Annotated in this window: 15 protein-coding genes and 1 riboswitch; of the genes, 13 read left to right on the top strand and 2 right to left on the bottom strand. The window is 36.8% G+C overall.

Annotation, left to right across the window (positions count from 1 at the left end):
• Positions 1-8 precede the first annotated feature (8 nt).
• The gene (locus E4T88_RS04675) at positions 9-212 is read right to left on the bottom strand and encodes a DUF6132 family protein (protein WP_135104298.1); all 204 of its coding nucleotides are present in this window, start codon (positions 210-212) and stop codon (positions 9-11) included.
• Positions 213-395: 183 nt separating this feature from the next.
• Positions 396-493, top strand: a riboswitch (TPP riboswitch).
• 104 nt (positions 494-597) lie between these two features.
• Here E4T88_RS04675 and thiM point away from each other — a divergent pair.
• The 8 genes from thiM (at position 598) to arsM (ending at position 6,315) form a co-directional block, all read left to right on the top strand.
• The gene (gene thiM / locus E4T88_RS04670) at positions 598-1,392 is read left to right on the top strand and encodes a hydroxyethylthiazole kinase (protein WP_135104297.1); all 795 of its coding nucleotides are present in this window, start codon (positions 598-600) and stop codon (positions 1,390-1,392) included.
• Positions 1,389-2,045: a thiamine phosphate synthase gene (thiE, locus tag E4T88_RS04665; RefSeq protein WP_135104296.1), complete on the top strand. Its 657-nt coding sequence runs from the start codon at positions 1,389-1,391 to the stop codon at positions 2,043-2,045. The genes thiM and thiE overlap by 4 nt, the downstream gene beginning before the upstream one ends.
• Complete coding sequence (gene tenA / locus E4T88_RS04660; RefSeq protein ID WP_135104295.1) at positions 2,032-2,682, top strand: thiaminase II; 651 nt, start codon at positions 2,032-2,034, stop codon at positions 2,680-2,682. The genes thiE and tenA overlap by 14 nt, the downstream gene beginning before the upstream one ends.
• Before the next feature lie 13 nt (positions 2,683-2,695).
• The gene (gene thiD / locus E4T88_RS04655) at positions 2,696-3,508 is read left to right on the top strand and encodes a bifunctional hydroxymethylpyrimidine kinase/phosphomethylpyrimidine kinase (protein ID WP_135104294.1); all 813 of its coding nucleotides are present in this window, start codon (positions 2,696-2,698) and stop codon (positions 3,506-3,508) included.
• Positions 3,509-3,637: 129 nt separating this feature from the next.
• Positions 3,638-3,964: an ArsR/SmtB family transcription factor gene (locus E4T88_RS04650; protein ID WP_135104293.1), complete on the top strand. Its 327-nt coding sequence runs from the start codon at positions 3,638-3,640 to the stop codon at positions 3,962-3,964.
• Between the two features lie 67 nt (positions 3,965-4,031).
• Positions 4,032-4,457 carry an arsenate reductase ArsC gene (locus tag E4T88_RS04645; protein ID WP_135104292.1) on the top strand — a complete coding sequence of 142 codons (426 nt, stop codon included), beginning with the start codon at positions 4,032-4,034 and terminating at the stop codon, positions 4,455-4,457.
• Complete coding sequence (arsB, locus tag E4T88_RS04640) at positions 4,450-5,484, top strand: ACR3 family arsenite efflux transporter (RefSeq protein WP_135104291.1); 1,035 nt, start codon at positions 4,450-4,452, stop codon at positions 5,482-5,484. Before E4T88_RS04645 ends, arsB begins: the two co-directional genes overlap by 8 nt.
• 21 nt (positions 5,485-5,505) lie before the next feature.
• Complete coding sequence (arsM, locus tag E4T88_RS04635) at positions 5,506-6,315, top strand: arsenite methyltransferase (RefSeq protein ID WP_135104290.1); 810 nt, start codon at positions 5,506-5,508, stop codon at positions 6,313-6,315.
• 76 nt (positions 6,316-6,391) lie between these two features.
• On the opposite strand, the gene E4T88_RS04630 is transcribed toward arsM, so the two are convergent.
• Positions 6,392-7,726: a KamA family radical SAM protein gene (locus E4T88_RS04630; protein ID WP_135104289.1), complete on the bottom strand. Its 1,335-nt coding sequence runs from the start codon at positions 7,724-7,726 to the stop codon at positions 6,392-6,394.
• 478 nt (positions 7,727-8,204) lie between these two features.
• Here E4T88_RS04630 and E4T88_RS04625 point away from each other — a divergent pair, with 478 nt between their 5' ends.
• From E4T88_RS04625 to E4T88_RS04605, 5 genes are all read left to right on the top strand, one after another.
• On the top strand, positions 8,205-9,200 hold the full coding sequence (locus E4T88_RS04625) for a FecR family protein (RefSeq protein WP_135104288.1): 996 nt from the start codon (positions 8,205-8,207) through the stop codon (positions 9,198-9,200).
• Positions 9,201-9,223: 23 nt separating this feature from the next.
• Positions 9,224-12,583, top strand: a complete 3,360-nt coding sequence (locus E4T88_RS04620; protein ID WP_135104287.1) for a SusC/RagA family TonB-linked outer membrane protein — start codon at positions 9,224-9,226, stop codon at positions 12,581-12,583.
• A 19-nt stretch (positions 12,584-12,602) separates the two neighbouring features.
• Positions 12,603-14,132 carry a SusD/RagB family nutrient-binding outer membrane lipoprotein gene (locus tag E4T88_RS04615; RefSeq protein ID WP_135104286.1) on the top strand — a complete coding sequence of 510 codons (1,530 nt, stop codon included), beginning with the start codon at positions 12,603-12,605 and terminating at the stop codon, positions 14,130-14,132.
• 222 nt (positions 14,133-14,354) lie between these two features.
• Positions 14,355-15,164 (top strand): glycoside hydrolase family 16 protein, encoded by an 810-nt coding sequence (locus tag E4T88_RS04610; RefSeq protein ID WP_135104285.1) that lies wholly within the window; start codon positions 14,355-14,357, stop codon positions 15,162-15,164.
• 30 nt (positions 15,165-15,194) lie between these two features.
• Complete coding sequence (locus E4T88_RS04605) at positions 15,195-15,740, top strand: RNA polymerase sigma-70 factor (protein WP_135104284.1); 546 nt, start codon at positions 15,195-15,197, stop codon at positions 15,738-15,740.
• The last annotated feature ends 24 nt before the right edge of the window (positions 15,741-15,764 follow it).

The following is a 15,764-nucleotide window of genomic DNA, read 5'->3' as shown; positions in this document are numbered from 1 at the left end:
TTATTTTATTACTGTTTCTTTACTTTATTCTTTTTAAATATTCCACCGAATAAACCGCCCAACAATACTCCGTATAGAGTACTGATAGTAGGTGATGAAGTTATGGGACAAGTACCGGTACTACAGCCGATATACCTCCAGTACATATATCCGCCTATTGCTCCGATGAGAGCACCTAAAAGGTATGTCCAATTGTTTTTTATAATTTGCATATTTAGTTATTCTTAGATTATGATGCTACAAAGATAGCAAATAATTTCCATTAGAAAATAATTCTAAGAGAAATAATTCGCATATATTTAATAAATAACATTAAATAACAAATAAATAAAGATTAGTTCATAATGAGTCGCAAGAATATCCTTTATTGTCAATATTTATATGTAAATTTGTTTTATCTCTGTTAGGGGTGTTCTTTTTATAAGAGCTGAGATTAAACCCTTGAACCTGATATGCTGTAATTGGCATCGTAGGGAAACGGAATGAATAGAAGATATTAATAATACTATATATAGAGTATTAATCAAGCCGTTTCATAGATATGAAGCGGCTTTTTTATTGTAAAAAACAAAATATCTATACATAAAATAAATAATTATGATAAATATCGAATCTCTTATACGAGATCTGGATCTTATCCGAAAACAATCACCGCTCATACATAATATAACTAATTATGTAGTAATGAACAATACAGCCAATGCCTTACTGGCTATAGGTGCATCTCCTGTAATGGCACATTCTGTGGACGAAGTGGTAGAGATGACAAATATAGCCTCATCACTGGTTATCAATATCGGCACATTAGAGGCTCTGTGGGTAGAGGCTATGCTTATAGCCGGGAAAACAGCGTTGAATAAATCTACTCCGATTGTCTTCGATCCGGTTGGAGCCGGAGCCACGTCATACCGCTCGAAGGTATGTAAACAATTGATAGATGAATGTAAACCCTCGATTATACGGGGTAATGCTTCGGAAATAATAGCCTTGTCAGATGCTCAGGCTCAGACGAAAGGCGTAGATAGCACAAATGCTTCTGACTCTGCATTAGATTCGGCTAAAACATTGGCTTATAAAACAAAAGCAATAGTTGTAATCAGCGGTGAAACTGATTATATAACCGATGGTATAACTGTTGAAACTGTAAAAAACGGTAATCCGATGATGGCGAAAGTCACCGGGATGGGATGCACAGCTACAGCTATAGTTGCAGCTTTTGCTGCAGTAAATAAAAATCTGCTCGAAGCTGCTACACATGGGATGTCGGTGATGGGAATATGTGGAGAAGTTGCCGCTGCACACTCGCAAGGGAATGGAAGCTTACAAGTAAACTTTCTCGATACATTATTTAATATCAATGAAGAAGTAGTAAGAAAAAAGATCAGGCTATGAAAGACTTTGATCTAACCTTATATTTGGTTACCGACCGTTCATTATCCCTCGACAGACCATTAGAACTTGTTGTGGAAGAAGCTGTAAAAGGTGGTGTAACGATGGTACAATTGAGAGAAAAAACATGTTCTTCGAAAGAATTTTATGACGAAGCCTTGAGATTAAAGAAATGTCTGAAACCGTATAATGTACCTCTAATAATCAACGACAGATTGGATATTGCACTAGCTTGTGATGCTGAAGGACTGCATATCGGTCAAGAAGATATTCCATATCATATAGCACGTAAAATATTAGGCAAAAATAAAATTATTGGTCTATCGGTAGAGAATATACAAGATGCTATTGAAGCCAACAAGTTGGACATAGATTACATTGGTATATCCCCTGTTTTCGGAACTTTAACCAAGACCGACACCGCACAAGCTTTAGGCTTAAGCGGAGTACGAGATATAACTCAAATATCGAAACATCCGAGTGTGGGTATAGGAGGAATTAATAAATCAAATACACAAGATATTATTCGTGCCGGAGCAGATGGGATTTCCGTCGTATCGGCTATTATGTCTGCTGACAATCCCCGACTAGCAGCATCGGAATTATTGGAAATCATAATTAAATCAAAAAATAAAGAATCAAATGAAGTGGAGTGAAGAAGCATGGGTTTCCGCAAAACCTGTTTATGATAAGATACTGGAGTTACCATTTATAAAAGAATTAATAAACGGAAAGTTAACAAAAGAACGATTTATATTCTACATCAGACAAGATGCCTTATACCTCGCTGAATACGGAAAGATATTGATAGGTATAGCCTCAAAGCTGGACAAAACAGAACATACTACTGCGTTTGTCAACTTTGCCAGCGACAGTATAAATGTAGAAAATGCATTGCATGAATCTTTTCTGCAAGAAATAAAGGATGAAAAGAGTGAAGCATCTCCTAGCTGTTTGCTATATACATCATTCCTACATAAACAATTAGCCCATGCTCCTATAGAAGTGGCATTAGCTGCTGTTTTACCTTGTTTTTGGATTTATAAGAAAGTGGGAGATTACATATTAAAAAATCAAACTGAAAGATATAATCCATATCAGAGTTGGATAAACACTTACGGCGGAGATGGTTTCGAAGATTCTGTATCGAGAGCTATTGCTATTTGTGATGAGGTTGCTGCACAATGTACCGAATCACAAAGACAAGCTATGACCGAGGCATTTGTGATGTGCTCCAAACTGGAATGGATGTTTTGGGATAGTGCATATAAACAAGAAAAGTGGATAATTTAAACAGCAAAGGAAAATGAAAAGACAATATAAGCGAGTGTTATCTATAGCAGGAAGCGACCCTAGTGGAGGAGCCGGCATTCAGGCAGACCTTAAAACGTTTTCTGCTTGCGGATGTTATGGGGCAACAGCAATAGTGGCGGTAGTAGACGAAAATACGGTTGGTGTAACAGGTGTACACCCTATTCCGGTTCCCTTTGTAGCAGGGCAAATCAAATCCGTACTAGACGACATTGGTGCGGATGCTATCAAAATAGGGATGCTACATTCCTCTGAACTTATACGTACCGTAAAAGAAACATTATCGTATTACAATATAAAAAACATTGTATTAGATCCTGTTATGGTAGCTACATCAGGCGATAAATTGCTGCAAGATGAGGCCATCCAAACATTAAAAAATGAGCTTATTCCTTTTGTGCGGGTAATAACGCCCAATATACCCGAAGCGGAGATAATATTAGGAAAAAAAATCCAAACACAAGAGGATTTACCTTTAGTTATCAAAGATTTATCTTTTGACAGATCTGTTTCTGTACTTCTAAAAGCCGGACATTTGACAAATGATGAGTTAGTAGACGTTTTTTATAACGCTGAAACAGATGAAATTATACATCTGAGTTCTAAGCGAATTAAAACACAAAACACACATGGTACAGGCTGTACTTTCTCGTCTGCCATAGCGGCTTATCTAGCTCATGGTATCTCGCTCAACGATGCTATAATAAAAGCGAAGGAATATATAAATAAAGCTATACTAGCCGGCGAAGAATACAAAATAGGGAAAGGACATGGCCCGGTACATCATTTTTTCAATTTTTGGCAATGACTTAGGGTTCTAAAACTCAAAAATTAAAAAATTACTGAATTAAATTGATATCGGCATAAAAGAATTGTTCGTAGATATACGAATTAAAATATTATTCGTATATTTGCGAACATAAAAAATATTAATTCAATGCAAAAAAAAGAATTAACAGCCGATCAGGAACAACTTGCACGCTTTGCGAAAGCATTGGGACACCCTATTCGCATTGCTATCCTTGAAATGCTTGCCAATCAATCATGCTGCTATCATGGCGATATGTCCGAGGTATTACCAATTGCCAAAAGTACGCTATCACAGCATTTAAACGAACTAAAAGATGCAGGGTTAATTCAAGGAACAATCACATTACCTACTGTAAAATATTGCATCAACAAGGAGAATTGGAACAAGGCCAAAGGTTTATTTTCAACATTTTTCATAGAGATTCGCAATGAAGATAATTGTAATGCTAAGTAAAAAATTTATCTGCAATATTCGTATTTTCACGAACAACGAACGGATTAACTTCTAATAAATATAAAATATGAAGATACTCATACTTTGCACTGGCAACAGTTGTCGCAGTCAAATGGCACATGGCTTTTTACAATCATTTGATCCTTCATTGTCTGTTTATTCCGCAGGGACAAAGGCTAGTGGAAAAGTAAACCCAAAGGCTATAGAAGTCATGTATCACGCAGGAATAGATATTTCGCACCATACATCCGATAGTGTAGACAAATACATGAATGATGAGTGGGATTATGTGATTACTGTTTGCGGAGGTGCAAAAGAAAGCTGCCCAACATTCTTAGGAAAAGTAAAGAACCGCTTACATATTGGTTTTGATGATCCGTCCGAAGCTACGGGAACACTTGAATTTATTCAATCCGAGTATATCAGGGTAAGGGATGAAATCAAAAAAATATTTTACGAATTATATATTGATAAAATAAAAGGTCATGAGTAAAAGGAAGATGAATTTCTTAGATAAAAACTTAACGCTTTGGATTTTCCTTGCGATAGCTATCGGTATAGGATTGGGGTATCTTATACCCACCTTCAGCAGCTACATAGATTCTATGTCGAGCGGTACAACAAACATTCCTTTGGCAATCGGTCTTATTCTGATGATGTACCCGCCATTGGCAAAAGTGGATTATAAACAACTACCGAAAGTATTTTCCAATATTAAAATATTATCTATTTCCTTAATCCTAAATTGGATTATCGGGCCTGTCTTAATGTTCTTACTGGCCATTTTCTTTTTGCACGATTATCCCGAATACATGGTTGGGGTTATTCTGATAGGTCTTGCACGGTGTATAGCGATGGTACTTGTATGGAACGACCTGGCAGAAGGGAATACCGAATATGGTGCAGGATTGGTTGCATTAAACAGTATCTTTCAGGTATTCTTTTATAGTTTTTATGCTTGGTTATTTGTAACAAAGCTACCACAGTTATTTGGCTTCGAAGGTGTAATTGTTGATATATCCATAGAAACAATTGCCGAAACGGTAGCTATCTACTTGGGTATTCCTTTTCTGATGGGCATTCTAAGCCGTCTGATATTAGTAAAAACTAAAGGGGAACAATGGTATAAAGAAAAGTTTATCCCGACAATCTCACCCATTACTTTGATCGCCTTACTATTTACCATTGTATTAATGTTTAGCCTCAAAGGGGAACTGATAGTACAAATACCATTGGATATGGTACGCATAGCCATACCATTATTAATCTATTTCGTAGTCATGTTCTTCCTCAGCTTCTTTGCAGGAAAATTAATGGGAGCATCTTACGATAAAAATGCTTCGATAGCATTTACCGCTACGGGCAATAATTTTGAATTGGCTATTGCAGTTGCTATTGGAGTCTTCGGCTTACATAGCGAGCAAGCCTTTGCTGGGGTAGTGGGGCCATTGGTTGAAGTACCTGTACTCATACTTTTAGTGAACATTGCTTTTTTGTTAAAGAAGAAATATTACAAATAAAATAACTACAATACTTTCATTATGAACACGAACGAAGAAAAGAAAGCTTTAGTAAAACAAAGGTATAGCGAACTAGCATTGAATAGTAATGCTCTAAAATCTGGTTGCTGTTGTGGAACGAACCCTGCAACTCCTTCAAAAAAGGTCTTTACAATCATGAGCGAAGACTACAGCGGGCTTAAAGGATATGAAGCCGATGCGGATTTGGGTGTAGGCTGTGGATTACCTACTGAGTATGCAGGTATTAAAGAGGGTAATACCATTTTGGATTTGGGCTCAGGTGCGGGCAACGACTGTTTTATAGCCAGAGCAGAAGTCGGAGAAACAGGGAGAGTAATCGGCATTGACTTTTCTCCACAAATGATAGAAAAAGCGCGAAAGAATGCAACTAGGCGAAGATATACCAATGTCGAATTTATTGAGGGAGATATAGAAAATATGCCTCTACCCGATAGTTCTATAGATGTTGTAGTAAGTAATTGTGTTTTAAATTTGTTACCTGAAAAGGATAAGATATTTAAAGAAATATATCGGGTATTGAAACATGGAGGCCATTTCTGTATTTCCGATGTGGTGCTGAATGGTTTATTTCCAAAAGAGTTTACGGATAATGCTTCTATGTATGCAGGCTGTATAGCCAGTGCCATACAAAAAGACGATTATTTAGGTGAGATTGAAAAAGCTAATTTTACTAATATAAAAATTGAACGGACAAAAACGGTAATCATTCCTGATGATGTTTTACAGGAACATCTCGATGAATCGACAATTGAAAAATATAAAAAAGGAAATGTCGGTATTTATTCCATTACTGTGACAGGAGTAAAGTAATAGAATTCATGAATAGCTTAAGCCATCATAAGGTGGCCTAAGCTATCAAATTTGTATTTCTCTATAACTTTATTTATTATTCAAACAAAAATGGTTTCGTATCGATAAGTTTATGACGGTCTTCTTCAAAGAAGAATTTGTCTTCACCGAATGCCGGTTTAAGCTGATTAAACCAAGTTGCTTTAGGATCATATTCAGCAAAAAACGGAATATGTACCCATTTAGGATTACGTCCCTGAATAAAACGAAGAACAAACAGCTTTTCTCCTTTAATTTCCTGTACACCTAGTACCTGTATCTTCCCGGCATGATCACTCATACTCGGTCCTCTTACCGTCCGGCATAGACCACTCACTTGCTGATATGCTCGGCGAAAGATATTCCAACATCTTTCGAGTGGAAGTTCAAAGTATTGCTTTGACCCTGTATCTCGTGCTATAAACATATAATAAGGAATACAGCCCAAATCAACTTGATTACGCCACATCTGCGCCCATATTTCAGGCTTATCATTGATATGCTTTAGTAGAGGTGATTGCGTCCGTATCTGTGCACCGGTATTCTTTATTCGTAAAATGGCTTGTTTAACAGCATTGGTAGAAAGCTCTCTTGGATGGTTAAAGTGTGCCTGAATAGATAAGTTCTTCCCAGATTTGTTAATTTCTTCAAATAAACGGATAACATCATCACTATCAGAATCGGTAAGGTATCTATATGGCCAGTAGGCTAATGACTTTGTTCCAATACGGATAGAACGGATATGATCAAAATCGGATGTCAATAATGGTTTGATGTAACTACCGAGAATAGCAGCATTCATTACCATTGGATCTCCACCCGTAAACAAAACATCTGTAACCTCTTTATGAACTCGCAAATACTTAAGTAACAGATCAACTTCTTTCATTGCAAATTTCAATTCGCTCATCCCTGAGAATTGAGGCCACCTAAAACAAAACGTACAATAAGCATGGCAAGTTTGTCCCTGGCTGGGAAAGAACAATACCGTTTCGGGGTATTTGTGTTGAATACCTTTCAGCTTTACTTCTCCTAAAGACGGAACATTGTGCTCCTGCCCCGCAGGATTTGGGTTCAAAGAAAGGCGGATTTTGTGTATTTTATCTTCAATAATAGATTTTTCGACATTGTCATCTAGTAGCTGTTCAACTATAGCATAATGCTTTTTATCAAGCATTCCTTTTCTTGGAAAATTTAATGTAAATATCGGATCAGTGTCGATATTATCCCAATCTATCAGTTCATCTATTACATAATTATTTGTTTTGAATGGTAGCACTCTTCCTACAACTTCAATATCCTTCACAAACTCCTTTGGAATATTGGCTATTTGAGGTATAGATTGATAATTCTGTAATGTGAACGTTTTTAGTTGATTTCGGGATTTATTCATATTATAGTTAAGTTTTTTAAGCTACACTTATTGATGATCTAAGCGTAGGCCATTTAATATATATTTTGCAGAGACATAAATGTCGCTAGCTGAATAATTACAATCAGTTAAGAGGCAAAAAGACAAGCTTAAATTATAATTAAGCTAAATTAGATAAGACTCAAAAATTTGTCTTATCTGTTTGTAAAATATGCCACAACGATATTTGTCTAATCATATCCGGAGCAAACACAGGTACAGCTAAAAGGATGCTATTGCGTTTGTATAAATGATTCCGGTTCGTAAATATATAAAAAATAATCGGGATACTGATCTTAAAAAAGCAGAAAATGGGTAAGAGACTAACTCCATATATGAATGGAAACAATTGATTTTCTAAATAAAAAACACCTCCCCTAAACAAATTCAAAAAATATTTTCCATTCTAAGGTAGGGTTTTCTTCAACATATGTGTCATAGTTGTATAAAGCATTAGAAGATGGAGATTCCTTACGAAATATTGATCAAATATTGCAAAAATGAATGCAATATCCAAGAAAAGCGATTTATTGAAGACTGGCTTGCTGCTGATGACAACAATCTAAATACCTTTCTTGACTTACAGAAAGAATGGATTTACATAAATCATCCATCATATGTTATTCCTGATAAAGAAGCTGTATGGAAGCAAGTCTGTAATAAAACAGATTACAAACAAAATCTCGAAAAAGGCACAGGCATAAGAAAGAAACATTCTATTCCGTATACTATGTGGGCACTTACTGCTGTATTAATACTGTCTTTGCTCACTATATCGGGGTATTTGATTAATAATGCTTACAGGCCCAAGTCTTTTACTCATATAAGTACTCAATGGGGCGAGAAGTCTCAAGCAATACTTGCTGATGGAACAAAAGTATGGCTTAATTCTAAGTCAGAGCTATCATTTGCTAGCGACTACAATGATGAAAACAGATCAATAGAAGCGCATGGAGAACTTTTTTTCGATGTTGCTCATGATCAGGATAAACCCTTTATTGTAGACATCGGTAAGGTAAAAATCCGCGTACTCGGCACAAGCTTTAATGTTTCCAATTACGATGGTGATGATTTTTTTGAAATATCCCTCATCGAAGGTGAAGTAGAAGTATTAGATGCAAAAAAGAACAAGCATATGTTTAATCTGTCACCATCTCAACGAGCACACATAAATAAACACAATCTGAAATACGAAATAATAAACGAAGATACAGAGGAAGCAAAACTTTGGACTGCAAATAAATTGCTCATTCATAATGCGACACTATATACTGCAATAAAGAAACTAGAACGATGGTATGGAGTCAATATCTCTTACTCTCAATTAGATGAAAGTAAAAGATACACATTCCTTTTGAATACCGAATCGCTGCGAGAGTTTCTCGACCTATTTAACAAGATAACACCAATAGAATATGAAATATATGACAACTCAGTAAAAATAAAAGGGAAATAGTTACTAACATTTTATTTAATACCATGAAAACAATAATCAGAAAATTGCTATTTACACTCATTTTGTGTCTAATGGCGCACTCAGCAATTCTAGCTCAAAAACCAATTAATATCAGTGTAAAAAATATCTCCATCAAAGAGCTATTTAGCGACATCCAGAAAAAATACGGCTATTCGTTTATATACAGCAACAGTGATTTGGACGACAAGCAAAAAGTAATCCTGAATGTCCAAAATGCGTCTATACAAGAAGTATTGACAGAAGTCTTTAAGAACAAAAGCGTTGGCTACGAAATAAAAGGCAACCAAATAGTTTTAAAACCCATTACGGTTCACCAACAAACCGTTCAAAAGAAAATATCAGGAGTCGTATTAGATTCAAATAATGAACCTATTATTGGAGCCACTATAAAAGAAGTGGGAACAACAAATGGTACAATTACTGATATCAACGGAAAGTTTGAACTATCAGTAAACGAAGGCTCAAAAATTAATATTACATCTATCGGCTTTCAAACAAATACCGTAACGGTGGGTTCAAAATCGGCATTCGACATTATTCTGATAGAAGATGAAAGAGTACTTTCAGAAGTCGTAGTTACTGCATTGGGTATCAAACGTGAAGAAAAGGCTCTTGGCTACGCTGTACAAGGAGTACAGGGACAAGCCTTGCAGACAGTACGCCCATTAGATGTTGGAACATCACTGACTGGTAGAGTGGCAGGATTGAATGTACTAAACAGTACCGAATTTGGAGCTGCACCCGAAATAACTCTTCGTGGCGAAAACCCGTTAATCGTTATAGACGGTGTTCCTTATACAAATATGACATTGCGCGATTTGCCGGCTGACGACATAGAGTCTATGAACGTATTAAAAGGCTCTACCGCTTCTGCCCTTTATGGATCTAAAGGTGATGGAGGAGCCATCATGATTACAACAAAGAAAGGTTCGGAAAGACAAGGCTTATCCGTATCTATAAATAGTGGAACTATGTTTACAGCGGGTTATCTTGCCATACCCGAGATGCAATCAACTTACGGACGTGTTGTGAATACAGCAACGAATACCTATGCACGTACAGGCGATGGTTCGTGGGGCGTACCGATGGAGGGGCAAGAAGTAGTACAATGGGACCCTATTTCAAAAACAATGACGCCAATGCCATACACTGCTAGAGGAAAAGACAACTTTAAAAACTTCCTGGTACAGGGCTATATACTAAACAACAATATAAATGTTGTACAACAAACTAAAAATAGTAGTTTACGAGCATCTGCGACATGGGTACAAAATAAAGGTCAATATCCCAACTCTTTATTCAATAAATATACCTATAGTCTTGGTGGAGAAATGAAAGTTGATAAGTTTACATTGTCTTCGAGCTTAGGATTCAACAAACAAACCTCTCCCAATCTAGGATTCAATGGATATGCCGGATATGATCCTATGTATAGTCTATTGGTATGGTCGGCTCCAGACTACGATATCAGAGACTATAAAGACTATTGGCTAATAAAAAACGAGAAGCAAAATAGTAGTTATGAAAGTGCAAATAACAATCCATACTTCGACAGATACGAGAGATTGCATACATTAAACAGAGATATTTTTAACGGGACGCTTTCTCTCAACTATGATGTTACTCCTTGGTTGAAAGCTACATTAAGAACTGGATTCGACAGTTATAGTGACCGTCAGGATGTACGCATATCCAAAGGTTCGTTCACAGGAGGAGGTACATCAACCGTAATAAAAAATGGGACAGAGATATGGGGAGAATCAGCAAAAGGTTCATTCAATATGGGCGTAGGCAGAGGTTACAGCATCAACAACGACCTAATCTTTGCTGCAGACAAGGCATATAAAGATTTCAGATTCGACGGATTTGTAGGAGGTTCTATTTTCTACAACCAAGATGAAGGAATGGAAGCCCGCACACAAAGCGGACTCTCAATACCGGGATTCTACTCATTGAAGGCATCTATTAATTCTGTACTTACCAATTCAAGATTGTATAAGAAACAAGTAAACAGTGTATTCGGACGTGTGGGTGCATCGTGGCGAAGCATGGCATATATAGAAGCAACTATGCGTAACGACTGGAGTTCTACCCTTTCAAAATCAGAACGTTCTTATTTCTATCCATCGGTAGCAGGTAGCTTTATTGCTTCTGAGCTTCTACCGGAGATGAATTGGCTATCATTCTGGAAGCTTCGCGGATCATGGACAACATCCAAAAAGCCCGCTAACATATATGATATTAATTCAGACTATGCGATCACACAAAATGCTTGGGGAAATCTAAGTTCGGCTACATATCCTACATCTATCAGAAGTACAAGCGTAAGAGCAGAGTCTACATCAACATTCGAAGTAGGTACAGCCCTCAATTTTTTCAAAGGTAGAGCTTCGCTTGATGTCGCATATTATAATAAACGCATGTACGACTTTATAGTACAAGCGCCTATAAGCCCAGCCTCTGGTTATAAAAGCAACTATATCAATTCGGGAGAAGAAATCACTCGTAGAGGTTTTGAAATTACAGCTAGTGTAACACCAATCAAAACAAAAGACTGGGAATGGGATGTAACGCTAAATTGGTCGAAATATGCCCGCTATTATACAAAACTGGATGAAACATTTTCGCAAGATAAACCTTGGGTAAAAGTTGGAGAGAGAGTAGATCATTATATAATCAGAGAGTATCAAAAAGATCCACAAGGTAATATAATACATAGCAATGGCCTACCGCTTTATTCTGCATACGATTCTAAGTTTGGAAATTACGATCCTGATTGGATTTGGGGTATGAACACTAGTGTAAGGTACAAAAACTGGCATTTCAGAATGACGATGGACGGACGTGTAGGTGGTATTGCTCAAACAACTACCGAAATGTATATGTGGCGTGCCGGATCACATCCTAACTCAGTCGTTCCTGAACGTTATCTGGATGCAACCCAGCCAGGAACGAAAAACTATACAGGGCAAGGAGTAAAGGTAATATCGGGGAAAGCAACGTACGATACATACGGAAACATTACAAGCGACACTCGCGAATATGCTGCTAATGATGTAGCTGTTACTTACAAAACATATATTGAAAATCTACATAAAGGAACAGCATGGGGAGGTTCTCCTTCTTCGTTGGATGCTTACAGCACCACATTCTTCAAAATCCGAGAAATTGCTCTGACCTACAATCTTCCAAAAACACTATCGGCTAAACTAAGAGCGAAAGATATTGCAGTATCGGCTGTAGGGCAAAATATGCTATTATGGGCTAAAGATTTTAAATATTCAGACCCCGACGGAGGTATAGATAATTTTAGCGACCCGTCTCAGCGTTATATTGGATTTAATGTGAAAATAGATTTTTAAAACTTTAAACTGAAACGAAATGAAAACCATAAATAAATTCACGATTATAGCAAGCATCCTTCTTTTATCAATATTTATAGGATGTAGCAATTTCGACGATTTGAATACTAACCCCGACTCTACATCTCAGGTTAGTGCATCTTTGCTATGCACAAATGTAGTGTTACGTGTAGCCCGATTTGATGGACGAGACGCAAAGGTAATGATCTCCGATAACGCATTATCCAAATATGTAGGCTATGCTAACGAAGGACAAATGAGTACGCAATACAACACAATAGGAAGTAGCAGCTTCGAAATACTGACAGTACTTCCTAACATAGATAAAATGCTAGGCTATGCGCAAGGCAGTCCGATGGAGAACTCGTACAAAGGTGTGGCAAAGTTTGTTCGCGCAGCTGCATTTTTCAAACTAACAATGGAATTAGGGGATATACCGTATAGTGAATCGAATAAAGGTGCATCTGGTGTTTACAAGCCAAGCTATGACACACAAGAAGATGTATTCAAAGGTATTCTAAACGAATTGAAAGAGGCAGATCAGTTCTTTGCGAACGGAACAAACTTCGATGGAGACCCAACTCCGTATAATGGAGATCCTGCTAAATGGCGCAGAGCATCAAATGCACTCGCACTAAAAGTCTTGATAACATTGAGCAAAAAAGAGAATGTGGCATCTTTGGAAGTAAAGAAACGTTTTGCTGAAATCGTTAATAGTGGCAACCTACTGGAAGCCTCAACAGGATTTTTCGGGCTTAATTATTCAAGTCTAAATAGACACCCACTATCAAGTACCAATGATTTGTTTACCAGTAAAACAATTGTAAGTTCTTTACTCGTCGACAATTTGAAATCTTTGGGAGACAGAAGATTATTCTACTTTGCAGAACCTGCAGGAGCAGTTATCGCTGCAGGTAAAACAGAATCGGACGAAGAAGCCTATATCGGTGTTGATGTTTCAATGGATTATTCTGCAATGAATGCAGGTCATAGCGCCAATAAATATTCGCTATTAAACAAGCGTTACTTAAAAGAAGATGCTAGTGAACCACGCATGGTATTAACTTATGCCGAGCAACAACTAATCATTGCAGAAGCAAGAGTAAGAGGCTGGATAACAACTGGTGATGCAAAATCTTATTACGAAAGCGGTGTAAAATCTGCTCTTGCCTCTATTATGGCTACTAAGGCTGAATATGCGCACGGAAAAGCTATTACTCAGAGTTATATTGACAATTACTTCACTGGTGACGCAGCATTCAAAGGCTCTACCAACGAGCAATTGAAACAGATATGGATGCAACGCTACATTCTTAACTTTATGCAAGAAGCTCAAAGTAGTTTCTTTGAATACAGACGTAACAACTACCCTGACTTCCCGATTAACCCTGAAACAAGTTTGAATGAGAATAATAAAAACGGATTACCTATGCGTTGGTTGTATCCGAGTTCAGAAACAAATTACAATCGTGATAATTTAAAAATAGCACTGGACAAACAGTACGAAGGCTATGACGAAATCAATAAATTGATGTGGTTGCTTAAATAACATGCAATTGTTATAAACTTTATCAATTATCCAGCTTGTTTTTGTATCTTCATCTATAATTATTATGTGCTCTATGGTTTTCTTATAGTTATCAAACGAGACTAAAGAAGATTGTGATAAAGGAAACCATAGAGATACATATATTCGCTAAAAAAAAGATTTAGTACGACGAGTAAAAAATCTTATAATGGAGAAAGGAAGTATAACTAAAAAATTAAAGAAATGAATCATTATATCCAAAAAGGAATAATCTTAATCGCCTTAATTTTATTTATTTTACCCAAATCGTTATCCTCTCAAAACGGTGATTGGGAATTAGTATGGTCTGATGAGTTTGAATATACAGGTCTACCTGACTCTACAAAATGGAGTTTCGATACACATGGAAATTCATATGGCTGGGGAAACAACGAGTTACAATGGTATACCGACAGAAATATAAACAATGCTCGTGTATGTAACGGTGTATTAAGAATCACTGCCCTGAAAGAAGAGTCTAATGGTAAACAATATACTTCTGCAAGACTAAGGACAAAAGGGAAAGGAGATTGGCTATACGGAAAGGTAGAAGTAAGTGCAAAGCTACCGACAGGTAGAGGTACATGGCCTGCAATATGGATGTTGCCTACAGAGAGTAAATACGGTGGTTGGCCCAGATGTGGTGAAATAGACATTATGGAACATGTAGGGTTTTCACCTGACAGTGTATTTTCTACAGTTCATACCGAAACATATAACCATACGAAAGGCACACAGGTAGGGAAATCAATTCACACTCCACTAGTTACCGATAGGTTCCATGTTTATACTATGGAATGGAACGAGCATCAGATCAGATCGTATATTGATGGTATTCATTATTTTACATTCGACAAGCAAGCGGGAATAGACGCTTGGCCTTTCGATCAACCATTTCACTTATTGCTTAACCTTGCCATAGGCGGAGGATTAGGAGGTATAAAAGGTGTAGACGATACGTTGTTTCCACATTACTTCGATATTGATTATGTACGTATTTATCAGAAAGAATAGTGACTCCTTCTACAAATAAGAATATAAGATATGCGTAGTTATATAGAGTCTGAGTTTGAGGAAATATTCAACACATATTATGAACCAGTATGTTATTTCCTAAATCTTTATACTAAAGATGAGCATGTTATCAAAGATATTGCCCAAGATGTATTTTGTAGCTTATGGGTAAATAGAGAATTGCTCCAAATAGATGATATAAAAGCATACCTTTATACCGCTTCCCGTAACCGTATATTAAACTACTTTAGAGATATAAAACTTCACGAAGAGTTGCTCGCCAAATGGATATCTGAAGAAAAAGAACTGGATGAAGCATACGATTGCGTGGACAGAACTGAATTTGAAAAAAGTATAGAAACAGCCATTGAAAGTCTAAGTCCGAAATGCAAGACTGTATTTAAACTTAGTCGCTACAGCCGTATGAGCTACATTCAAATTGCAGAGCAAGAAGGTATATCTCAAAAGATGGTGGAAAAACATATTTCGGTAGCCCTGAAGAAGATAAAAGCGCATATACTCAAATCAATGTTCCTCTGGATTATCTTTTTCTCTTATGTGGAAAAAAACACTTAATAGGTATTAGACTGTGTATAAATA

This window comes from Dysgonomonas mossii, assembly GCF_004569505.1.
In the GTDB taxonomy this organism is placed as follows: Bacteria; Bacteroidota; Bacteroidia; order Bacteroidales; family Dysgonomonadaceae; genus Dysgonomonas.
Note: the sequence above shows the minus strand (reverse complement) of the source record. Positions and strands in the feature narration are given on the sequence as shown.